Origin of the sequence: Methylophaga frappieri (genome assembly GCF_000260965.1) — a bacterium.
Classification (GTDB): domain Bacteria; phylum Pseudomonadota; class Gammaproteobacteria; order Nitrosococcales; family Methylophagaceae; genus Methylophaga; species Methylophaga frappieri.
The window spans coordinates 2,322,549-2,344,434 of the sequence record NC_017856.1 but is presented as its reverse complement, the minus strand read 5'-3'; the positions used below and the strand labels follow the sequence as shown (position 1 = coordinate 2,344,434).

22 protein-coding genes are annotated in these 21,886 nt (G+C 48.3%); 7 read left to right on the top strand and 15 right to left on the bottom strand.

Annotated elements, in window-relative coordinates; translation table 11 throughout:
- Positions 1–88: 88 nt before the first annotated feature.
- From Q7C_RS14005 to flgB, 12 genes are all read right to left on the bottom strand, one after another.
- Complete coding sequence (locus Q7C_RS14005; RefSeq protein WP_014704890.1) at positions 89–1,894, bottom strand: flagellin N-terminal helical domain-containing protein; 1,806 nt, start codon at positions 1,892–1,894, stop codon at positions 89–91.
- A gap of 164 nt (positions 1,895–2,058) precedes the next feature.
- Positions 2,059–3,264 carry a flagellar hook-associated protein FlgL gene (gene flgL / locus Q7C_RS11180; RefSeq protein WP_014704889.1) on the bottom strand — a complete coding sequence of 402 codons (1,206 nt, stop codon included), beginning with the start codon at positions 3,262–3,264 and terminating at the stop codon, positions 2,059–2,061.
- Positions 3,265–3,273: 9 nt separating this feature from the next.
- On the bottom strand, positions 3,274–5,004 hold the full coding sequence (flgK, locus tag Q7C_RS11175; RefSeq protein ID WP_014704888.1) for a flagellar hook-associated protein FlgK: 1,731 nt from the start codon (positions 5,002–5,004) through the stop codon (positions 3,274–3,276).
- Position 5,005: 1 nt separating this feature from the next.
- Entirely contained in the window at positions 5,006–6,013 is a 1,008-nt protein-coding gene (flgJ, locus tag Q7C_RS11170; protein WP_014704887.1) for a flagellar assembly peptidoglycan hydrolase FlgJ, read from the bottom strand.
- A complete protein-coding gene (locus tag Q7C_RS11165; RefSeq protein WP_014704886.1) occupies positions 6,013–7,110 on the bottom strand; it encodes a flagellar basal body P-ring protein FlgI in 1,098 nt (365 codons plus the stop codon). Before Q7C_RS11165 ends, flgJ begins: the two co-directional genes overlap by 1 nt.
- Positions 7,111–7,122: 12 nt before the next feature.
- Entirely contained in the window at positions 7,123–7,833 is a 711-nt protein-coding gene (locus tag Q7C_RS11160) for a flagellar basal body L-ring protein FlgH (protein ID WP_014704885.1), read from the bottom strand.
- Between the two features lie 171 nt (positions 7,834–8,004).
- Positions 8,005–8,790 carry a flagellar basal-body rod protein FlgG gene (flgG, locus tag Q7C_RS11155; RefSeq protein ID WP_014704884.1) on the bottom strand — a complete coding sequence of 262 codons (786 nt, stop codon included), beginning with the start codon at positions 8,788–8,790 and terminating at the stop codon, positions 8,005–8,007.
- Positions 8,791–8,830: 40 nt separating this feature from the next.
- Positions 8,831–9,574, bottom strand: coding sequence for a flagellar basal-body rod protein FlgF (flgF, locus tag Q7C_RS11150; protein WP_014704883.1), 744 nt, complete (start codon positions 9,572–9,574; stop codon positions 8,831–8,833).
- 25 nt (positions 9,575–9,599) lie between these two features.
- On the bottom strand, positions 9,600–10,895 hold the full coding sequence (gene flgE / locus Q7C_RS11145) for a flagellar hook protein FlgE (RefSeq protein ID WP_014704882.1): 1,296 nt from the start codon (positions 10,893–10,895) through the stop codon (positions 9,600–9,602).
- A gap of 12 nt (positions 10,896–10,907) precedes the next feature.
- Positions 10,908–11,591 carry a flagellar hook assembly protein FlgD gene (locus Q7C_RS11140; RefSeq protein WP_014704881.1) on the bottom strand — a complete coding sequence of 228 codons (684 nt, stop codon included), beginning with the start codon at positions 11,589–11,591 and terminating at the stop codon, positions 10,908–10,910.
- A gap of 14 nt (positions 11,592–11,605) precedes the next feature.
- The gene (gene flgC / locus Q7C_RS11135) at positions 11,606–12,019 is read right to left on the bottom strand and encodes a flagellar basal body rod protein FlgC (protein ID WP_014704880.1); all 414 of its coding nucleotides are present in this window, start codon (positions 12,017–12,019) and stop codon (positions 11,606–11,608) included.
- A gap of 2 nt (positions 12,020–12,021) precedes the next feature.
- Positions 12,022–12,423: a flagellar basal body rod protein FlgB gene (gene flgB, locus Q7C_RS11130; protein WP_014704879.1), complete on the bottom strand. Its 402-nt coding sequence runs from the start codon at positions 12,421–12,423 to the stop codon at positions 12,022–12,024.
- A 256-nt stretch (positions 12,424–12,679) separates the two neighbouring features.
- Between flgB and Q7C_RS13800 the strand changes: the two genes are divergently transcribed.
- From Q7C_RS13800 to Q7C_RS14000, 7 genes are read left to right on the top strand one after another with little or no spacing between them, the layout of a single operon-like run.
- Complete coding sequence (locus Q7C_RS13800; protein WP_014704878.1) at positions 12,680–13,240, top strand: GspH/FimT family pseudopilin; 561 nt, start codon at positions 12,680–12,682, stop codon at positions 13,238–13,240.
- Positions 13,237–13,707: a type IV pilus modification protein PilV gene (gene pilV, locus Q7C_RS13385; protein ID WP_014704877.1), complete on the top strand. Its 471-nt coding sequence runs from the start codon at positions 13,237–13,239 to the stop codon at positions 13,705–13,707. The genes Q7C_RS13800 and pilV overlap by 4 nt, the downstream gene beginning before the upstream one ends.
- Positions 13,704–14,762: a PilW family protein gene (locus tag Q7C_RS11115; RefSeq protein ID WP_041366714.1), complete on the top strand. Its 1,059-nt coding sequence runs from the start codon at positions 13,704–13,706 to the stop codon at positions 14,760–14,762. Before pilV ends, Q7C_RS11115 begins: the two co-directional genes overlap by 4 nt.
- Positions 14,759–15,310 carry a pilus assembly PilX family protein gene (locus Q7C_RS11110; protein ID WP_014704875.1) on the top strand — a complete coding sequence of 184 codons (552 nt, stop codon included), beginning with the start codon at positions 14,759–14,761 and terminating at the stop codon, positions 15,308–15,310. The genes Q7C_RS11115 and Q7C_RS11110 overlap by 4 nt, the downstream gene beginning before the upstream one ends.
- Before the next feature lie 2 nt (positions 15,311–15,312).
- Positions 15,313–18,915 (top strand): pilus assembly protein, encoded by a 3,603-nt coding sequence (locus tag Q7C_RS11105; RefSeq protein ID WP_014704874.1) that lies wholly within the window; start codon positions 15,313–15,315, stop codon positions 18,913–18,915.
- An 11-nt stretch (positions 18,916–18,926) separates the two neighbouring features.
- Positions 18,927–19,229, top strand: a complete 303-nt coding sequence (locus tag Q7C_RS11100; RefSeq protein WP_014704873.1) for a hypothetical protein — start codon at positions 18,927–18,929, stop codon at positions 19,227–19,229.
- The gene (locus tag Q7C_RS14000) at positions 19,219–19,644 is read left to right on the top strand and encodes a type IV pilin protein (protein WP_014704872.1); all 426 of its coding nucleotides are present in this window, start codon (positions 19,219–19,221) and stop codon (positions 19,642–19,644) included. Before Q7C_RS11100 ends, Q7C_RS14000 begins: the two co-directional genes overlap by 11 nt.
- Positions 19,645–19,687: 43 nt before the next feature.
- Here Q7C_RS14000 and Q7C_RS11090 read toward each other — a convergent pair whose 3' ends face one another.
- The 3 genes from Q7C_RS11090 to Q7C_RS11085 form a co-directional block, all read right to left on the bottom strand.
- On the bottom strand, positions 19,688–20,593 hold the full coding sequence (locus tag Q7C_RS11090) for a calcium-binding protein (RefSeq protein ID WP_014704871.1): 906 nt from the start codon (positions 20,591–20,593) through the stop codon (positions 19,688–19,690).
- 120 nt (positions 20,594–20,713) lie between these two features.
- A complete protein-coding gene (locus tag Q7C_RS13710; protein WP_014704870.1) occupies positions 20,714–20,881 on the bottom strand; it encodes a hypothetical protein in 168 nt (55 codons plus the stop codon).
- Between the two features lie 62 nt (positions 20,882–20,943).
- Positions 20,944–21,840, bottom strand: coding sequence for a glycosyltransferase (GlcNAc) (locus Q7C_RS11085; RefSeq protein WP_014704869.1), 897 nt, complete (start codon positions 21,838–21,840; stop codon positions 20,944–20,946).
- Positions 21,841–21,886 lie beyond the last annotated feature (46 nt).

The window sequence follows — 21,886 nt, the reverse complement described above, 5'->3', positions numbered from 1 at the left end:
CATAGTAAAACCGGCAACTTTCGCCCAAAGAAAAACCCGCTTACCGTTTCCAGTAAGCGGGTTTAAAAAGTACTATTGCGCGGTTGGCTTAGCCCAGCAATGTCAAGACGTTCTGCGGCAAGGCATTGGCCTGCGCTAAAATGGTGGTGCCTGCCTGTTGTAAAATCTGGGCACGCGTCAGATTAGCAGTTTCCGCCGCAAAGTCGGCATCCAGAATCCGACTGCGCGAGGCCGACAAGTTTTCAACCGTTGACCCCAGGTTGGCAATCGTCGATTCAAACCGGTTCTGAATTGCACCAAACGTACTCCGCAAATCATTGACTGCTTTCAAACCTGCATCAACGCGGTTAATTGCTTCATTGGCCGCTTCGACACTCAGCACATTCACGCCGGTCATATTGCCAGCCGGTTCCGTGGTTTCATCCAATCCCAGCGTAACCAGACCGGTGGCGCCACTGACGGTAATGACATCAAGCGCCGTGATGCTGACTGTACCGTCATCATTCAAACTGGCGCGGCCATTACTGCCTAAGGTCACATTAATTTCATCGACCAAGTCTTGAGCGCTGGTGTAGGTACCGTTGGCAACGGCAACCGCATCGGTCGTTCCCACTTGAATACTAAAATCATCTGCAACAGTAATACTTTGGCCCGCCACAGCATCAGTTCCATCGACACTTGTGCCATTATCAAAGGCACTTGAGCCGACACCAGTAAAGCCATCAACCACCGCGGCAGTTGACGCCACACCCGTTGCAATATTGGTGATTTCAATTCCCGCTCCGGAAACGGCAACGCTGTAGGTGCCTGCCGCCGCCGTATCCAGATCGGACTGCACCTTGGCTACCAGATCAGCGAGGCTGGCATAAGTGCCATCCAAAGTGACGGTATTACCATCAACATCAAAGGTCACCGTGCCAACTGTGCCTGTAGCGCCAGTACCATTAACCAAACCCGATGCGGTTGCTTCGGCATTGGCGGCAGAAATTGTGACCGCATCCGCACTGAGATTATTGGTGATCTCAATATCAAAGCCGGTTGCGTTAACAGAATACGTGCCAGCACCTGCCAAGGCATTCAATGCCGTTTCAATATCCCCAGCAATACCCGTTGCATCCGTCGCACCGCTATAATCGGTATTCAGGGTGACGGCTAAACCATCAACAGAAAACGTTGCATTATTGACCGAAAAATCAGATGCCGTTGGGTTAGTGCCATCATTCGGAATTGTCAGCGTTTGAGAAACACCACCCGTGCCAGCACTCGACAGGTCTTGTCCGACCAGCGCCGCCAGCGATCCGGTTGTATAACTGCCTGCCGTCGCATCAACACCATCGCTAATCAGGCCACTTAAATCTAAGGTGTTAGCCACCGCAACCGCGCCAATACTGTTGAGGCGCATACTGGTTTCCAGCTCCAGACGGATGGTTTCGCCGACATTGGCACCCACCTGAAAATTAGCATTTCCGAAGGTGCCATCCAGAATTCGTCGACCGTTAAATGCGGTTTGCGAGGCAATACGATCAATTTCAGATAGCCGTTGTTGAATCTCTTGATCCAGCGCTGCCCGATCAGAATCTGAGTTGGTCGCATTAGCAGACTGAACCGCCAGTTCACGGATTCGCTGCAAATTGCTGGTCATTTCGCCCAACGCCCCTTCGGCGGTTTGCGACAAAGAAATACCATCATTAGCGTTACGAATCGCTTGATTTAAACCACGAATCTGGGTGGTAAACCGTTCTGTAATGGCCAGACCAGCAGCGTCATCTTTAGCGCTGTTAATCCGTAACCCCGATGAGAGTCGTTCGAGTGAAACCGCCAGCGACTCTTGCGATGTATTCAAATTTCGCTGCGCATTTAACGAAGCGATGTTGGTATTGATGATTTGTGGCATAACATAAATCTCCTGATTTAGCAGAGGCCCCACATCACATCCCGCTTAGCCTCTGAAATAAGTATTTAGCCAAAGCTGTTTGGCATTAATATTCAGTCACTTGAGAGTAAAAACTCACCATGCGTAGGGATTATTTAGCAAGGACCACGCCAACTTTTTGTTATTTAAATAAAGTTAAATAACGATAAGTTTTGGACTTGGGCAAAAGTTTGCTGTGCTGCCTGCAGGCTGGTTACTTCTTTGGTCAGTCGGGTAATGGCTTCGGCATAATCCAAATCTGAAATTTCCGAAATACTGCTTTTCAAACTAAAACTGACCGCGTCATTGACAGCGGTCTGTTGCTCAATCGCATTCAACCGGCCGCCTACCTGCGCGCGCTTGTCGACGATATTATCGAGCGCCGCAGACAGATTGCTGAGAAACAGCCCATTATTGGGGGAATCGTTTGGTCCCACAGCATCATTTTCCAGCGCATCGGCAAAATGGCTAATTGTCTGAAAAACAGGTTGAGTGGTGGCTGAAAGACTCCGTTCAATCGTTAGTGCGTCACCATCATTGGGGGCGCCATCAAGCCGGAGTGATAAATTTGGAAACTCACCATTTAGTTCGGTGAGGTCCAAGGTGTCACCTGCCTGGTAGGGCAAGGTCACCGTATTGCCATCGGTGTCCGTTATTGTCAGATCAAAAGTGCCGGGATTCAGCAGATCTTCGGCAAAGCCAAATGTCAGTGGGGCAAACGTACTATCCACATTACTGTCTCCCACAATATCCACGGTTATCGCCCCCGTGACCCCAGCGAGATCAATTCGCGTATCCGCAACCGGCGTTTCAAACACAGCCGAGCCCGGATCATTGGTGGCCACGGTCACGCCAGTGCTGATTTGTAAATTCCGTTGTCCTTCGTCACCTTGATAGCTGCCAAAAATACCGTCATAAGGTTGCGTGCTATTCGCAAAGCCCGCGAACACAAAATCACCATTACTATCTCGGCCATTGGCCAGAGACAATAATTGTTGATTTAACTGTCTGATTTCGACAGCAATGGCTTTACGATCATCTTGAGTGTTACTGTCGTTTAAGCCCTGCACAGCCAACTCGCGAACGCGCTGCAAAATATCGGCAGCACTTTTCAGCGAGGATTCTTCACTTTGTAATTTATTCGTCGCGATAGTCGCATTTGCCAGATATTGTTCCGTAATATTCAGTTCGCGTTGCAGGTTTAACGCTCTTACAGCGCCAACGGGATCATCTGAAGGTCGGGTGATTCGTTTGCCGGAAGAAACCTGATTCTGGGTTTTTGCCAAATTGGCCTGCTGCTCCAACATAGCGGATAAATTCTGATCAAAAATCTGGGTGGTTGAGATACGCATCAGCGTCTCCTATATAGAATTGATCAGCGTGTCGAAGATGGTATTTGACACAGAAATCACTTGGGCTGCCGCCTGATAAGACTGTTGAAATTTGATGAGATTGGCGGCTTCTTCATCAAGGTTAACGCCGGAAACGGACTGCGCTCGGGCAATCGTTTGTTCCAAAAGCCCTTTTTGTGTTTGTTGGTTGCTTTCAGCTTGTTGTGTTCTGGTGGCAATATCTGCCAGCAGATTGCCGTAAATATCGTTAAAACTATCTGTTGGCGACCCCGTCGCACCTGGATCCAATGTTTTTTGTACCTGTAAGCGCGCCATCGCTAGCGCATTGCGGTTATCGCCGGTTGCGGTAAAGTTGCCGCCCGTAAAGTTATTGCCAATCGAAAAGCTATCACCCGTTTCCGGTACGCCTTGTAAAACGATAGTCAGCGGTAATTCTGAGGTGAGCCCCAGCGCATTTAAATCGAACTCACGTCCGCTATCCGTAACCGGGTTATAAGTGAAAGTGACCGTTTCCCCGTTGTAATCCACCGTATACTCGTTGGTGGTGGCATCAAAGGTCAGTAATGCATTGCCGGTCAACGCGCTCGCCGCATTAAAAGCCGGATCGCTGCCATCAACAACGGCAATGCTGACCGCTCCAGTACCGGCATTTGTTGCCGTTGTTTGAACCGCAACCGGAAAGGCAACAGCAAGATCACGAGGGTTGCTTATCGCGACACGAATATTGGCCGCATTGGCTGGCGGCGTGCCAAGCGGATCCGAAGGTTCAAATAAATTGCCACCGGCGGCACCACTCAGCGTTAAACCGGCGGTATGCTGGGCATTCATGGTTTGCGTAAAACCGACCGCCAGTGCATCAATCTCACTACGCACTTTATCAATCACATTACCGCGAACCGTCAGTAATCCCCCTAAGCGGCCGCCACTGATTTGCGCACTGACATCAATATTATTTGGCCCATAAGCCACAATGAGGCGTGTGCTGTCGGTCGGATCTGGCAAGGTGCTTAAGGTAATGTTTGAATATCCCTGCACCACCGATTGGCCATTGCCAATGAAAACACTCAACGAGCCGTTATCTTGCTCCACCGTATTCACTGATACCAACTTGGATAAATCGGTCAGTAATTTATCGCGTTGATCTAATAAATCGTTGGGCAGACCGGTCGATGAACCACTATTGGAAGCATCGACAATCGCCCGGTTTAATTCCGCAATATTTGCTGTCAATCGATTAATTTCACGGACATTCGCTTCAAGGTTTTGATTAATTTGCTGGTTAAATCCGGATAACTGACTATCCAGCGTATTAAAACGGCTAGCCAGAATTTCTGCTTCGGTCAGTAATACCTCCCGAGCGGCTATGGAAGTGGGATCATCGGCTACCGCTTGCATGGCATTGAAAAAACTATCGAACCCGGCATTCAACGATAATTCTTCTGAACCGAGAATATCGTCAATTTGTCCAGAAAACTCGGTAAACACTGCCAGACTCTGCTCTTGCGAGGTTGTCGAGCGGATCTGCTGCGTTAAGAATTGATCAAACAGGCGTTCGATATTATTGATTGCCGTGCCGTTACCAAAATAATAACTGCCCGTGAAATTGGCTGGTAACGTGACCTGATTCACACGCTGCCGGTTATAGCCTTCCGTATTGATGTTACTAATATTATGACTGGTCGTTTTTAAGGCACCTTGGGAGGCGAGCAGTCCAGATGTTCCGATATTCAGCAGACTCATCTTAGTTGTTCCTTATTGACTGAGTAACACGCATAAAGTCACTTGCCTCAACGGATTGGGCTAACGTGTCACCTTGCATGATGCGTTTCAGTTTGCTGGCGTATTGCGGGTCCGTGGCATAACCCGCCTGATGCAGCTTCTCAACAAACTGGTGTGGATTGTCGGCATGGTTTAATGCGCTCTGATAACGTGGGTTTTGCTGCAGAAAATCGACATAATCCGCAAAACTATCGGCAAAGTTGTCATAACGACGGAATGCCGATGCTTGTTGCACTGGCCGCCCGTTAATAAATTCGAGTACATTTTTACCCGTCGACTCACCTTGCCAGCGACTATCGGCTTTAATGTTGAACAGATTAAAACTGCTACCTTGCCGATCCGATAAAATATGTTTGCCCCAGCCGGTTTCTAAGGCAGCCTGTGCCATGATTGCTTCAGGTGCGGCACCAATCTCAGCAGCAGCTTGTTCAGCCAGTGGCCATAAATGACGAACAAATTCCGCAGGCGTCGAAAAGTGTGTCGGCAAGGTATCGTTTGGATGCCGACTTGCTTCCTCATTGAGAGATTGAGTTGAATCCGATTCAGGTTGTGTGGCAACCGCGTTCAACTCTTTCACCCGATCCAGTAATCGTGGTAACACGCTTCTGGTTTGAATACTGTCGGCGCTAAACGTTTGCCCACCAAGTGCTGAGCCGGTTCCGGCCATCTCACCACCCAGTTGACGCAGAATCATATCCTGCAAACCCAACCCGCCGCTGGCAGACAAATCCATCGCCAATTGTTGGTCCGCCATTTCGCGATAAGTATTGCTATGTTGTGAATCAAAAATGCCATCGGCAAGCTGCGCCTGACGCATACTTTTCAACATGATGCCGACAAACAACGACTCGAATTGAGCGGCCACCTGACGTAAGGTCTGATCCGCGGGTGCCGTCTCATTTGCCGCAGCCCGCAGTTGATTTAAACCTTGAAAATCAAGCGTCGTATGGCGCGTGGTTGCCATCGTCATCAGATCACCACCAATTCAGCACGCAAGGCACCCGCCTGTTTCAGTGCTTCCAATATTGCCACCAAGTCGCCTGGCGCGGCGCCGACTTGATTTACCGCCCGTACAATCTCATCCAATGTCACGCCCGGATTAAACAAAAACATCCGGCTATCTTCTTCAGAAATTTCAATATCAAAATTGGGCGTCACCACCGTCTGCCCTTGCGACAAAGCATTCGGTTGGCTGACTTGCGGATCAGCCGAGATGGTGACGGATAAACTGCCATGCGTGACTGCCGCGGGGCTGACACGAACATTTTGACCAATCACCACGGTACCACTGCGTGAATTCACCACGACTTTAGCGGCAGCCTCGGCCGGCGTTAACTCAATATTTTCAACAATCGATAAAAAAGGAATACGCTGCGAAGGATTGCGTGGTGCACTTACCCGAACCGAACTGCCATCCAGCGAATACGCTGTGCCGGTTCCAAGGGTCTGATTAATCGCATCAGTCAGTCTGCTCGCCGTCGTGAAATCAGCTTGGTGTAAATTTAAAACAATGTGATCCCCCATATTAAGGGCATTATTGACGGTACGTTCAACGGTGGCGCCATTTGGAATGCGCCCGGCGCTTGGCACATTGACGGTGACGCGCGATCCATCGCCAGCCTCGGCACCAAAACCACCAACCACCAAATTGCCCTGTGCCATCGCGTAAATTTGTCCGTCAGCCCCTTTTAGCGGCGTCATAATTAAACTACCGCCACGTAAACTGGTGGCATCACCTAGTGATGACACGGTGATATCGATGGTTTGTCCCGGCTTGGCAAATGGGGGTAAATCGGCATGGACAGTGACCGCGGCAATATTTTTACTCTTCGGATTGACGCCTGGCGGTAACGTCACACCCAACTCGCGTAACATACTTCGAAGTGTTTGCCCCGAAGCTAAAAACTGCGTTTTGTCACCGGTGCCAGTCAAGCCCACAACCAATCCGTAGCCGACCAATTGGTTAGCCCTTACTCCCGCAATAGACGTCAAATCCTTAACCCGTTCAGCCAACGCGGTGCCGGAAAACAAACAATAAACCAATAGGGATACCAGTATTTTTCTCATGTTTCACATCTCTTAGAAAGGCATCAGGGAACTGGCGAAGAATCGGCTCAACCAGCCCATCACATTGGCATCACCGGTTGCCCCATCACCGGTATAAGCAATTTGGGCATCGGCAATACGGATTGAGGACACGGTATTATCGGCATCAATATCTCGTGGGCTGACAATGCCGGATAAACGCAGATATTCATTGCCCTGATTGATAGTGACAATTTTTTCACCGCGCACCAGCAAATTACCGTTTGCTAATACTTCGACAACCGAAACGGTGACATTGCCACTCAGGAAGTTGTTTTGCTCGCTTTCACCTTCCCCTTCAAAATCACTGTTTGAATTCAGGTTGAAGGCTAGATTATTGTCAGTCGTACTGGCGAGCGGTAAGGCGCCCGGTAAATTAAACTGCGGCGTTGTGCCGAATACGGTCGGGTTTTGCATGGCGTAGCCGTTTTGTTTGCTGATGGTGGTTTCTGTCTCTTTCTCAGCATCCGTTTGTTCTTCCAGTCTTACCGTCAAAATATCGCCGACGCGACCCGCCTTGTAATCCTCATACAAAGTGATGTTGGTTTGCGGATTAAAAATAGCCCCATCAGACCGCTCAGGCACCGGCGTTGCCACTGGCCGTACCGCCGCAAAGGCAGGGTCTCGTTTCGGCAAATCGTTGGCGCAGGCAGCCAGCAATAAAATGCTGAATAACAAACCAGTCCGGGAAAAAATTGTGTTCATTGCCTGCTCCAATCACATCGCTAACATCTACAAAGCAGACTTTGTGCCAAATCTCTGAGATGCCGTTTTAACTATCGCTCAGCACCACATCTGGCAGGCAAATGAGAAATCAAAAAAAAGCCGGTAAAAATTGCCGCTAGGCAATCTTTACCGGCTGGAGTACAACTTCAATTAGAGATTCTGACTGGCGTATTGCAGCATTTGGTCGGCAGTGGAAATGGCTTTTGAATTCATTTCGTAAGCACGTTGCGTTTCAATCATATTGATGAGTTCCGTCACCACATTGACGTTGGAGGTTTCTAACGCCCCCCCGATAGTCGTACCAAACCCATCAAGCCCCGGCACACCAGCAACCGGCACGCCACTGGCCGCTGTTTCACGAAACAGATTTTCACCGACCGGTTGCAGCCCAGTCGGATTGACAAAATCAGCCAGCTCAATTTCACCGACGATAACCGGATTACTATCGCCGGGCACCGTCACACTGACCGTCCCATCAATACCCACGGTAATCGATTGCACATCTTCCGGAATATTAATGGCTGGCTCCAATAAGTAGCCGTTTGACATCACCATGTCACCGTCCTGATTACGCTGGAAAGTGCCATCGCGAGTGTAGGCGATTTCCCCATCTGGCATCAGGATCTGAAAAAAACCACGTCCCTGAATCGCAATATCCAAGGCGTTTTCGGTTTGAATAATATTCCCCATCGAATGTTGTTTTTCAGTCGCCACGGTGCGCACACCGGTACCGATCATTAAACCGGATGGCAATTGGGTATCGACTGAAGACTGCGCCCCCGGCTGACGTATGGTTTGATAGAGCAAATCTTCAAATACGGCCCGATCTTGTTTGAAGCCGGTGGTGTTCACATTCGCCAGATTATTGGAAATAACCGACATCCGGGTTTGTTGTGCATCCAGACCAGTTTTGGCAATCCACAAGGCTTGGTTCATGGTGTGACTCCTGAAATATAAATAGCGCTAAATAAATGGATTACGCGCCGAGTTGTAACAATCTTGCTGATGCGGCACCAGTTTCATCGGCGGTCGCCATCATTTTTATCTGCATTTCGTACTGTCTTTGTAGCTCGATCATATTGACCAAAGCACTGACGGCATTCACATTACTGCTTTCCAATGTGCCGGATGCCACGGTAACGGTGGCATCTAAGGGGGCTTCTCCGCCATTTTTAAGCCGCATCAAGCCATCATTGTCTTTAAACACGTCATTCAAGTCTGGCCTGACCAGTTTAATCCGGTCCAGAATCGCCAAATCACTTTCAGGACTGCCGATTGGTCGGATTGAAATCGTGCCATCACTACCAATTTCAACTTTTTCTGCCGGCGGGATCGCAATCGGACCACCATCCCCCATAACTGGCAAGCCGGTTCCAGTTAACAATTGACCGTTTTCATTGATTTGCAAATCACCAGCCCGGGTATAGCCTTCGCGACCATCTTTACCCAGCACGGCAATAAAGCCTTCGCCTTGTACCGAAATATCCAGCTCTCTACCGGTCGAAATCATTGAGCCCTGCTGATAATCCGTCTGTGGTCTTTCAGTCATGGCATAAACACGACTCGGCAAGCCTTCACCGAAAACCGGCATCGCCCGAAATTGCTCAAAATCCTGGCGGAATCCGGTGGTATTGACGTTGGCCAGATTATTGGCATTTGCCGCTTGCGCCAGCATGATTTGCTGCGCGCCGTTCATGGCCAGATAAATCATATTATCCATAGACTGTATTGCTCCCCACTAACCGTTATCGCAAGTTGATAATCGTTTGTGTAATGGCGTTGTTGGTTTCTATCGATTTGGAGTTGGCCTGAAAATTTCGCTGTGCAGTAATCAGACCGACCAATTCTTTCGTGAGATCCACATTTGAGGTTTCTAACGCCCCCGACTGAATCTGACCAAAACTTCCGGTACCGGCTTCACCAATCCGAACTTCACCCGAATCCTGGGTCGCTTCCCAGGCGGTATTACCAATTTGTTTTAAACCTTGCGGATTAGGAAAATCTGCCAAAACAATCTTGGCGATACTGACGGTTTGACCATTGGAATACTCTGCCTGCACCAAACCATTTTCATTGATATCGAGCCCAGTTAATCGACCTGTGGCAAACCCATTCTGATCGGTATCCAGTACCGTAAATGCCCCTGAATTTTGAGTTGTTCCACTAAAATCCAAAACAAACTCCAAGTCGACCGCCCCGCTGCTCAACCCCGTGTGGGTATAAGTTTCGGTAGGACTGACACCGGCATCCAACTGTCCGCCCGTTGCCGGATCAAAAGTTAAGGTTTTGGTATTGACTGTGCCACCGACTCCGTCATCAAACTCCAGCAAGGTGGGAGTACCGGGTGGATCATTGATATAAACCTGCACATTCCACTCATTGGGCACATTGGTTTTCTGATAGTAATAGGTCAGATTATTTTCATTACCAAGCGAGTCATAAATCGTGGTTGAAGTTGAATTGGTGTAGGTCAGCGGATCGTTGGGATCAATAGGCGTCACCAACGGATCGATACCCGTTGCCGTTGACGGCAGGTTGGTAGCTAATTCCACATCCGTCGTTGCCTGTGGTGACCCTGCTGAAGCAGGCAATCTAACCGGGTTTGAACTGCTCAATGCGGTAGAGGTCACACTGCCATCATTGTTGACAGGAAAACCAAGCAAATATTGACCTGAGCTATTAGTAATAAATCCTTCACGGTTGACAATAAAGGCACCGGCGCGGCTGTACAACACATTGTTATCTTGTAAGTTTGGCGCTAAGGCAAAAAAGCCCTGACCACTGCCACCAATCGCCAAATCCAGCGAATTGGTGGTTAACTCCAGGTTACCGGCATTAAATTGCTGGGCGACATTATTTAGAACCGTACCACTACCAATCGCGGTCTGGCTGTTACCAAATGTCGATAAGGAATACACATCGCCAAACTCAGCGCGTGAGCCTTTGAAACCAATGGTATTCACATTGGCGATATTATTCGATTTCACGTTGAGATCGGCCGTGGCCGCATTCAAACCGGTTAATGCTGTATTAAATGACATTGCCGATACTCCTTAAATGATTTCTTGAACTTCATTAAATGGCACTGAACCAATGCCCGCCAGATTGACCGTCAAGCCTTGACTACCACTACCTACCAGCACGCTATCAACACGTGCCACGGTCGCGGTAGCAAAAGCCGTATTTTGTCCATTTACCGTGCCAGTCGCCTGAAACTGATAGACCCCGGCAGGCATTGGCTCACCTTGGGAATCAAAGCCGTCCCAAGTGAAATTGGTATAGCCAGAGGCTGACCCCATCTCAATCGTGTCCACCAGCACACCAGCCTCACTGTATATATTGACTTTCAAATCGGTGACCGACTCAGCCACATTAATTTGCCCTTTTAAGGGGGTATCCGGCGCCATCGTGCCAATGGATGACGGCACCAATACACTGCGACCAACCAGCGAAGAACCCTGCAACGCCTGATCCGACTGCATCGCTTTACTAAAGCTGGAGAAAGATTCTTGTAAGTCGGCAATACCACTAACCGTACCGAATTGCGCAATCTGACCTAGAAAATCGCCATTTTCCATTGGCTTTAGGGGATCCTGATTCATCAACTGCGTCGTCATCAGCGACAAAAAGTCAGACATGGCCAGCGCACCGGGATCACTATTCGCATCGTCATTGCTGGTCTGCTGTGTGCCATTAAGAAAGTTATAGGGGTTATTGCCCACGCCATCAATTGCCATCGGCCAGTCTCCTGTTATTCACCCAGCCGCAAGGTTTGCAGCAATAATTGTTTGGATGTATTAGCGATCTCAACATTGTTCTGATAAGAACGAGAGGCCGACATCATATTGGCCATCTCGGCAATGGGATCCACATTGGCGTGATAAATATAGCCATTGTCATCCGCCATCGGATGGGTTGGATTGTATTCTTGCCGGATAGGCGCCTGACTTTCAGTAATACCGTGCACTTTGACACTGCCTTGCTTAAAATCATTGTCAAAGCTATCCAGCACCGCCTGAAAAATCGGCTGACGAGCACGATAACTTTCATTGACGCTACTGCTGACACTATCCGCATTCGCCAGATTACTTGCCGTGGTATTGAGGCGTAGCGACTGGGCACTCATGCCACTGCCAGCAATATCAAAAATACTAAATAAAGACATAATTACTCTCCACGTAATGCTTTGGTCAGACTTTGGAACTTGCCACCCAGAAACTCCAGCGTCGCCTGATAATGCACTGCATTCTGCATAAATTGTGCCTGCTCTACTTGCTCATCAACGGTATTGCCATCCAGTGAGTCCTGAATCACCGTCCGATATTGAATTGCCGGGTTATCCACACTATTGGCATTCACTTGAAAATGTTGCTGATGTGTTCGTTCTAATTTGCCGCTTTGTTGATCGGCATTTGCCGCTTTCAGTGCCGCCTGAAAATCAATATCACGGGCCTTAAAGTTAGGGGTATCGGCATTAGCCAAGTTAGTTGCCAACATTTCAGCCCGCTGGGAACGCACACGCAAGGCCTCCGCATGGATACCGAGTGCTGCATCAAAGTTGATTGCCATCCCACTTCCCTCATTTTGATTTGGCTTGATTACAGCAGCATTCGTGCCATAGTTACTTTTTTATTATTTATCAAAAGCTTAATCCATTTAAATCCGTTATAATTTAGCGGCAGCGGCAGGCTTTGCCGCTTTTAGGAAAAAGGCACGGCATTTTTTTTGCGAACTAGCTAACAATTCGGCTCGCATGATTGATTAACACCTTGACCTGTAAGCAGTTTCGCGCTAAAAGCAGAGAGTAAATGCAGGGATTCATTTTATGAGTAGCAACATCACCCGACATGCGGGTTTTACCTTAATCGAACTTATCATTGTGTTGACCATCGTCGGTATTTTGGCTGCCATTGCTGCACCGGCCTTTCTGAATATTGTTCGAGATAATCGCCTGAGCACTGAAGCCAACAACCTGGTCGCATCACTGCAACTCGCCCGAAGTGAGGCGGTTAAGCGTGGTGTTCCAGTATTCTTAGAACGAAAAGGAGATGATTGGGAAGATGGTTGGCTGATGTTTACCAATTGGGAAATTGAAAACAACGACGTTTTTGATGGTGTTGAGTCGAATACAGATTGCAGCATTGAAGAGGACTGTATTCTGCGGGACGAACCGTCAATTAACAGCAATATGATGTTACTCACTTGTAATTTGGCCACTACTCTTGGCTATTTACCAAATGGTCGGGCGGTCGGCCACGTAGATGAGAGAAAAGATATTATATTTAGGCTTTTTGAGCAAAGTGGTGAACCGCCACTTTCACGCCAAATTGTTATCAACTTAACTGGACGTCCAGTGACTGAAGCTGAGGCTGGAGATTGCCCATGAAACAGAAAGGATTCACCTTACTGGAAATCATGATCGCCGTTTTCATTCTGGCGCTGGGTGTGCTGGCACTGGCCTACTTGCAAAGCAGTTCATTAAAGACCAATCAATCCGCACAATTCAGAAGCACCGCCTCCATTATGGCCAGTGATATTCTGGAGCGTATGCGAGCGAACCCGGAAGCAGCTAGAGATCCGGAAGCAGCTGGAGATGATGCCTACAATACCGCACTCAATGTCGACCCGAATACGAACGATGGCATTTGCCCGGCATCACCGGCAGTCAGACGAGACATCTGTCAATGGCTTGTTCTGCTCGAAGAAGAATTACCTGAGGGCGATGGCAGTATTGATTGTGATGGACGAAGTCCTGAGGGAGCAATCATATGCGCCATTGATATTCAATGGACAGAAGCGCAATCAAGTGGCAATTTGAGCGCAACCACTTTCAGTTATGAGGGGGCACTGTGATTATCTCGTCTCGTCAAAACGCTCGCGGTTTCTCACTGGTTGAGCTGATGGTTGCTTTGGTATTAAGCTCGATCGTAATTCTTGCGGTCATCGAAATCTTTATTGGGGCCCGGCAGATGTATCGCGTCCAAGAAGCGAAATCCCGACTTCAGGAAAACGCCCGTTTAGCGGTCCAATTGATCAGTCAATCTGCGCTTAACACTGGCTATCGAGGCTGTGGTAGCCGTGCCGCTATTCCGCTTGCCAACAGTTTAAACAACGCAACTGATTTTGAATGGGATTTTGGCATAGATGTGCTTGGTAATGAAGCCAGTGATAATAGCTGGTTACCGGCAAAACCCGATTTTATCACTACAGATCCTGAAGATCCTATAGTCTTTGATCTCATTACTTTCCGGACCATTCTGGAGCCGACTATTCCCGTTTTTGATCAGGATGGTGACGCGTTCGGTTCCGGTGACCTCAACGTTGGCGGCGCAGGCGATCTCGAGGTCAATGACATCGTGGTGGTCTCGGATTGCCTGAACGCCGCTGTATTCGAAATTACCGCCGCGGGTTCGGCAATCAGTCACGCATCCAGTGCCGCACCAACGACAACACCGGGCAATGCACCAACGACAACACCGGGCAATGCAACAACCCAATTAGGCAAACGCTATGAAAATGCCCAGTTAAACCGAATTGTTACACGTAGTTTTTTCTTACGTACGCCACCAGCAACTCCTCGTCCGCAAGTGCCCTCTCTTTACATGCGCGAAGCGCCATCGGGGCAAGAGGCTCAAGAGTTAGTTGAAGGTGTTGAAAATATGCAGATTTTATATGGTATTGATACCAATCTGGACAGCATGGCAGATGAATATCGCACCGCAAATAACGTCGGTAACTGGGAAAATGTGGTCAGTTTGGAGATTCAGCTGCTGATGGTTTCTGCGACAGATAACCTGACCATGGAACCACAAGAATACACCTTCGATGGCAATAACATCATCGCCAATGATAACCGTATCCGTGAAGTCTATTCCCAAACCATTGCCCTCAGGAACCGGCTACCATGATGCGTTCAGCAAAACAGGCACAATCGGGGGCAGCGCTGATTATCAGCCTGATTATTCTGGTGATTTTGGTCATTATTGGCTTAGCGGCAATGCGTACCAGTCTGCTCGAAGAAAAAATGGCCGGTAATTCTCGCGATATGGCGCTCGCCTTTCAAGCTGCCGAAACGGCCTTGCGTGATGCCGAAGCCTGGCTGGATGCGCAGACTAATGACCCATTGCCGACTGAAGATGGTAATAATCGCATCTGGAATTCCGAACAAGGTGATCTAGATGCCAACTGGAATAATAATTTGCCGTGGTGGCAGGAACCAACCCGCGGCACTGTCTGGTGGCAAGATAATGGGGTTCAGTACGGCGCCGATATCACGAATGTGACCACACGCCCTATGACCATTATCGAATATTTGGTTGAAATACCTGATGATCAGGTCATCCAAGATGGTAACCGGGATACGGGACGCTCTTTTTATCGTATTACAGCGCGAGCCACCGGCGGTTCTAACCAATCCCGGGTGCTATTACAGAGCACTGTTGCCAAGAGGTACTAACCATGGCTAAACAATCTTTACTGATTTCACTTTTTACCGCCCTGTTTTTACACAGTACCTATACGGCGGCGGCTGACCTCGATTTGGCGAATACGCCGCTTTACCTCGGTGGTGCGATTGAGCCCAATGTCATGTTCACCATGGACGACTCCGGTTCAATGCAATTTGAGATGATGCCCGAAAGTGTCCGTGGCAGCTATGCGAATTATTTGTTTCCGGCACCCAACAACGTTTATGGAAGTAGTACTTACACCAATCAAATTCCTAACTTTGATGATGATAATTTTCATAATTATTATCAACGCTCTGCTGCAAACAATGTCATTTTCTATAACCCGGATATTGATTACGAGCCTTGGCGAAATCACGATGGCTCATTGATGGCGAACGCTAATCCGCGTCAAGTGTATTATAACCCGCTGAATACCGGCGCTGGGTCTATGGATTTGCTGGCACAGCAATCTCAATATGCCTGTTGGTACCGAGCAGGAAATTTAAATGAAGCCTATGGTGATCCGTGTTGGGGGAATCATAGTTTCTGGCCCATTACCTACTATAACTATGACGGTACAGGCTCCCGATCAGATCGGGATAATTATGATCGAGTCAGAATAACCAGTGGCACAAGCGCCGGTACCACCTTTTCGAAGCCCAGCGGTGGTAGCCGTACTCGTGATGAAGAAATTCAAAACTTCGCTAACTGGTTTCAATACTACCGTTCACGGATTTTGTTATCTCGAGCAGGCGTTGGTAAAGCTTTCGCCCGGCAAAGCACTAATATGCGTGTCGGTTATGCCTCCATTAATACCGGTAGCAGAACGATTGATAGCGTCAATAGCAGTCGAGCCATTCTTCGCGGCTTGAGAACCTTTGACGGCAATGACCGGCGTGATTTTTTTAATACTTATCTTTACGGACAAAGTATCCCGACATCTGGTACGCCATTAAGGACAGCGCTTGATAATGTGGGTAAATATTTTGAGCGAGATGATAACCGCGGCCCTTGGGCGCGAACGCCTGGCACCAATTTGAATAATGATCATCTGGCCTGTCGGCAAAGCTTTAATATTCTGATGACGGATGGTTATTGGAATGGCAACAGCCCGGGCGTGGGCAACAGCGACAACAATAATGGCTCTGAACACAGTGACCCAGAGGATAATGTGTATCAATACACGCCAACACGTCCCTATCGAGATGACTCCTCGAATACCCTGGCGGACGTTGCAATGCATTACTGGAAACGGGACTTACGCGCTGACCTTGAGAATCAAGTGCCTATTTCAGGCAGTAATCCGGCTTTTTGGCAGCATCTGGTTAACTTTACGGTTGGCCTTGGTGTCACCGGCACCTTAAATCCGGCAACCGACTTACCTGCCTTAACTAGCGGTGCATTAGAGTGGCCTTCCCCATCGGCAGATAGTGAGCGCAACATTGATGACCTCTGGCATGCGGCTGTTAACAGCCGAGGTTCTTTCTTTAGTGCGGCCGATCCGGATCAGTTTGCCGATGCATTAACCAGCATTCTCAACGATATCTCTGATCGTACGGCTTCCTCTTCTTCTGTCGCCTTGAATTCGGGCACAGTGTCGGGCGATGCGCGCGTCTATCAAGCCCGTTTTGATAGTGGTAACTGGAGTGGTGAATTGCGGTCCCTGCCAATTACCGATGCTGGTGTAGGAGCCGCTCAGTGGGAGGCTTCTTCACTGATACCCAGTTGGAACAACCGGAATATTCTGACTTGGAGTAATGGCGATGGTGAGCGTTTTCGGTGGGGAAGATTAACTCAGACGCAACGCGATCAATTAGGCGAGCGGGCTATTCTGCAATATGTTCGCGGCAATCAGGATGTTGAGTTAGATAAACAAAATGGTCGCTTTCGAATTCGGAGTAGTTTACTGGGCGACATAGTCAATTCTGCGCCACAATTTGTGGGTAAACCAAGCCTGCGCTACCGGGATTATTGGGGCGAAGGCGCGGCAGAAAATGCCGAACCCTACTCTGAATTCAAAGAAGCCAACGCCAACCGGACGCCGATGATTTACGTCGGTGCCAATGATGGCATGCTGCATGCGTTTGATGCAGACGACGGAAGTGAGTTATTTAATTATATTCCGGGGGCGGTATTCCCGCGTCTGGCAGATTTGGCCAATCCTAATTTTACTCACCGTTACTTTGTCGATGGCACCCCCACAATTGTCGATGCCTTTATCGGTGGACAATGGCGGAGTATTCTGGTTTCGGGATTGGGTGGTGGCGGTCAGGCCATGTTTGCCTTGGATGTCACTAATCCCAATGACTATGAAAATGAGGCAGGTGGCGCCGCTCAGGTTTTATGGGAGTTTAGCGATGCCAATGACCGTGATCTTGGCTACACTTTCTCTCGCCCCAGTATCATTCGCCTAAAAAACGGAACATGGGCAGCCTTATTTACCTCTGGCTATAACAATACCGTGGACAACGATAATAACGGCAATGGTGGGGATAGCCTCACCGGCAATGGCGTCTTTTATCTAGTCAATATTGCCGATGGCAGTCTGATTAAACCATTTGACACTGGTGTCGGCTCACAACAGGATCCAACCGATAATGGCCGGCCAAATGGTCTTGCTACACCATCGGCTGTGGACGTCAATGGCGATTACATTACCGACTATATTTACGCCGGTGATTTATTCGGTAACCTTTGGAAACTGGACATGACCGGCGAAACGGCTGATTCATGGGATTTTTCTTCACGCCGAAATGGTTCGCCTGAGCCAGTTTTCCGTGCCTGTGATGGTAATTGTGGTGCCAATAACCGACAAGCCATTACGGGGCCTGTCAATGTGGTAAGGCATATTACGGGTGCCGGTAGTCTGGTGATGTTTGGTACTGGTAAATACTTGGAAGTTGGCGATAACAATAGTGTTGGCCAGACCACGCAGAGTTACTATGCGGTTTGGGATAAACCTGAAACTTCTGCAGAACCCAATCCGATTGCCTTTAATCGCAGCAGTTTGTTAAGTCAGACGATTATTGATGAAGGCACGGTTAATGGTGAAGAATATCGCGTTACCTCCGACAATAAAGTGAATTGGACCACGCATAAAGGCTGGTATATGGATTTCAATTATGGCGGCGTCAATAATGGTGAACGGCAAATCAGTGGCTCGGTAGTGACCGGTGGCCGGGTTATTTTCACTACCTTGTTACCGTCAGATGATCCCTGTGATTTTGGCGGCGACAGTTGGGTCATGCAATTGGATATTAACTCTGGTTCGCGATTACGATTTACGCCATTTGATTTAAATAACGACGGCACTGTAGACGATATCAAAGATCTATACAGCCTTAATGTTGATCCAGACGATCCGGATAATCCCACTGGATATGACGAAGATGGCAACTGTCGTGGCACATGCGTGTCGACCTCTGGTCGGAAATCCAATATCGGTATTACCAGTACCCCATCGGTTATTCGAACGGCTGATGGCCAGGAACGCATCATTCTGAGTGGGAGTGATCGCGGTGCCGGTGGTAATAATATCGAAAGCATCGTGACCCGACCGCAACCGGGCTACGAAGGACGTCAGTCATGGCGTCAATTACAGTTTATTCAATAAGCGAGGCGCTTATGAAACGATTACATCAAGGCATTGGATTGCTACTGCTTGGCCTGTCATGGTCGGCATGGGCTGCAGATTACCGTATCGCAGGTACCGTGAATCAGGTTGATACTGAACAAGAAGCGCCAAGTGTTCATATTGATTTTATTGAATATCAACTTAGCCCTGCCGTGAAAACCCATACCCTCTTTCCGATTGGCGAAAAAGGGCCGCAACTGCAACCTGGCATGCGGGTTGGTATCAATACCGGGCTGGATGATAACGGACAATTGGTCATTACTGATTTATGGATGTTGCCCAATGAGGAATAAGGTCAAAACACAGCGACATTCGGGTGGTTTTTCGTTGATTGAATTGATGATCGTCGTCGTGATTATCGGTATTCTTGCCGGAATCGCCTACCCCTCCTATATCGAAAATGTCCGCGAAACCCGCCGTGCTACTGCACAGGCAGCATTGGTTGAACTGGCCAACTACATGGAACGGTTTTATACCGAAAACTACACCTATCCGGATGCGGACACTGATATTCCTGCTGCCATTCAGAATGATCTGGAGCAATACACCTTGGCGATTGATGCCAGCACTGCAACCAGTTTTACTCTTTCCGCCGTTCCGCAAGGTGCGCAAACGGCAGATCGTTGTGGCGACTTAACCCTGAATCACATTGGTGTAAAAGAGATCGAAAACGCTGATCCCGGAGTCGAAGCCGCTGACTGCTGGTGAAAACTAACTAGCCTAAAACTGCCACTCGAAACAAGTTGTCAGTTTAAATAATTAGTGGGTCACCGTACTGCTGTTGAAGAAAATCAATCGTTGCTTCGACACTGCTAAAGTCATCCGTAATATTTACCAACGCTTCAATTCCTGCCTGAATAGCCTGATCCCCGGTTAATTTTTCAGAAACACCTTGCTCAGCAAAATATGTTGAGACGATTAAACGATTGTTCAAATAATTATCAACATAAATAGAAACCGGATCGTTAGGCGCATTGGCGATGACAGCCTTTGCTGTATCGATAATATCTGTTACCAGCGCAGCACGGTTGTCAGGATCAAACTGCGTTAGCCAGTAATTGATACCCTCGGGATCATTTTGTCTCGCATCTGGCCGCCCCAATACATTGGCATAAATTGTCGCAACAAAGTCAATGTCTGGCATGTCTGCGGTAAAACCACTAACATCTGAAAAATAAGCGACCGACGTATCGTAAAACGCATTACTGATTTCAGATATAGCCGCGTCAGCAGAAACGCCGCTTGCCGTTTGTTGCTGATACGTTTCCAACCAATAATTCAAGCCGCTATGCTCAGGAGCGCGATTGAAATAAGCGATATAGGTTTCCATAATGCGCAGTGCAGCATCTTGGTCAACTGTATCGAGAACCGGAATCGGGCTTTCTGGTAATGGCGGCCCCAAAGATTCAAAGTATAAAGCGTGATTAATAAATTCCGCTAAATCATTACCACTCGTCCCAAGTGGTAAAAATCCATAATAGGCCGTCTCGGCAACCGTATAATCACCGAGAAAGTTTGGGCTATCGTAGATGATAGAAACTATCTGGTTGTAGCTAAATGTGCCATCAGCCAAAACAATCGTTTCAATTCGATAATCCGGATCGCGCCAATTTACTATAGCGACCTGATCGCCATTACGAATATTTTTTACCAACACATGTTGACCGCCATTAATAGTGGCGACATAAACATCTGGATCAGTTACCGCAATACCAAACGCATATAAAGTATCACGCCCGCCGGTATCTAAAATGGTGATGGCTGAGTTAAAGCTCGCTTAATAGTGGTCATCCCCTTTGCCACCAACCATAAAGTTATAATCTGTATAAGAGTATGACGTGAAGCTGTCATTACCGGCATAACCAAAAGTTATCTGATTGTCACCAGTAATAAACTCATCATGACTATTCGTGCCATAAACATGTGGAAAGCGAAGTCTTGCCATCGAACACCTCCTTGTCAGATTTTTAAGATTACCGGTTTATAACTTATTTGACGAATCACGTTTTAAACGGCAATGCCATCCGCAAAACGCACATTAATAAGCCGTTGGTAATTTTCTAATGTTCGGCGTTGACCTAGTCCGTAATGCGCGATTTCGATCAGTGCAGCAGGATCCGTCGGTGGCATAGCAGAAAGTAAATAATGCACCCGCTGAATACTTCGCTGATTTAAGGCTGACCAGCGCTGATTATCATCCCAATGTCGTGGCCGTTGCTCAGGCTGATAATTATGATAAATAAGCACCTCATTTGGCGCGAAGCTATCCCAGCCCTGCGTCCACAGACGTGCAGACAAGGTTATCTCTTCACCAATAAAGTATAAATACGGATCGTAGATCACCTCGCGAAACGCTTGCGCTGGTGCAAAAATAAAACCACCCGCCACCAACGCTGATAAGGCTGGCAAAGCCGGACGCTGTCTATAAGGCGTGGTTTCCGAGTCCAGCGTCACAATACCGTGATGGTTAAATTTTTTCGGTTTTAATCGGGTAATCATCGGTTTGCCTAACTGATCCGGGGGCGTGTAAGCAACCGGATAGCAAGACAAGATCGGCCTTTGCGACGCACACGCCGGCAGCATGGCTATCATTTGCACATCCCAATCGGCTGCAAACCGCATGTGGCTGTCAATTTGCAAATAATAGGCGGCATCGGCAGGTAATTTTTGTTGAATATGATGCCGTGCCCAACACACCCCCAAACTGTCGCTGGCAGCCACTTGATCCACCTGCACTTGGGGATTCGCTGATATCCGACAATCTGTGTCTTCAGGTTCGATTTGATTCAAGATTTGCACATGCAACCGCTTTGGGTACGCGGCTTTGGCAAACAAATCCGTTACCGTGGCTGCCAACTCCGGATCACGATAACTGGCAATCGAGACAAAAATTTTTTCGTTCATGTCAGTCTTATATCACAGCATGTCTTTGCCACAGGCAAAAAAAAGC

Bases quoted from the DNA above. Each gene is read 5' to 3' on its own strand.
- Q7C_RS11160 (WP_014704885.1), bottom strand. From the start codon at position 7,833: ATGAACACAATTTTTTCCCGGACTGGTTTGTTATTCAGCATTTTATTG.
- flgK (WP_014704888.1), bottom strand. From the start codon at position 5,004: ATGAGTCTGCTGAATATCGGAACATCTGGACTGCTCGCCTCCCAAGGT.
- Q7C_RS11140 (WP_014704881.1), bottom strand. From the start codon at position 11,591: ATGGCAATTGATGGCGTGGGCAATAACCCCTATAACTTTCTTAATGGC.
- flgJ (WP_014704887.1), bottom strand. From the start codon at position 6,013: ATGACGATGGCAACCACGCGCCATACGACGCTTGATTTTCAAGGTTTA.
- Q7C_RS11110 (WP_014704875.1), top strand. From the start codon at position 14,759: ATGATGCGTTCAGCAAAACAGGCACAATCGGGGGCAGCGCTGATTATC.
- Q7C_RS11165 (WP_014704886.1), bottom strand. From the start codon at position 7,110: ATGAGAAAAATACTGGTATCCCTATTGGTTTATTGTTTGTTTTCCGGC.
- flgE (WP_014704882.1), bottom strand. From the start codon at position 10,895: ATGTCATTTAATACAGCATTAACCGGTTTGAATGCGGCCACGGCCGAT.
- Q7C_RS11085 (WP_014704869.1), bottom strand. From the start codon at position 21,840: ATGAACGAAAAAATTTTTGTCTCGATTGCCAGTTATCGTGATCCGGAG.
- Q7C_RS11100 (WP_014704873.1), top strand. From the start codon at position 18,927: ATGAAACGATTACATCAAGGCATTGGATTGCTACTGCTTGGCCTGTCA.
- flgG (WP_014704884.1), bottom strand. From the start codon at position 8,790: ATGAACCAAGCCTTGTGGATTGCCAAAACTGGTCTGGATGCACAACAA.
- Q7C_RS13710 (WP_014704870.1), bottom strand. From the start codon at position 20,881: ATGGCAAGACTTCGCTTTCCACATGTTTATGGCACGAATAGTCATGAT.
- flgB (WP_014704879.1), bottom strand. From the start codon at position 12,423: ATGGCAATCAACTTTGATGCAGCACTCGGTATCCATGCGGAGGCCTTG.
- pilV (WP_014704877.1), top strand. From the start codon at position 13,237: ATGAAACAGAAAGGATTCACCTTACTGGAAATCATGATCGCCGTTTTC.
- flgC (WP_014704880.1), bottom strand. From the start codon at position 12,019: ATGTCTTTATTTAGTATTTTTGATATTGCTGGCAGTGGCATGAGTGCC.
- flgF (WP_014704883.1), bottom strand. From the start codon at position 9,574: ATGGATAATATGATTTATCTGGCCATGAACGGCGCGCAGCAAATCATG.
- Q7C_RS11105 (WP_014704874.1), top strand. From the start codon at position 15,313: ATGGCTAAACAATCTTTACTGATTTCACTTTTTACCGCCCTGTTTTTA.
- Q7C_RS14000 (WP_014704872.1), top strand. From the start codon at position 19,219: ATGAGGAATAAGGTCAAAACACAGCGACATTCGGGTGGTTTTTCGTTG.
- Q7C_RS13800 (WP_014704878.1), top strand. From the start codon at position 12,680: ATGAGTAGCAACATCACCCGACATGCGGGTTTTACCTTAATCGAACTT.
- Q7C_RS14005 (WP_014704890.1), bottom strand. From the start codon at position 1,894: ATGCCACAAATCATCAATACCAACATCGCTTCGTTAAATGCGCAGCGA.
- flgL (WP_014704889.1), bottom strand. From the start codon at position 3,264: ATGCGTATCTCAACCACCCAGATTTTTGATCAGAATTTATCCGCTATG.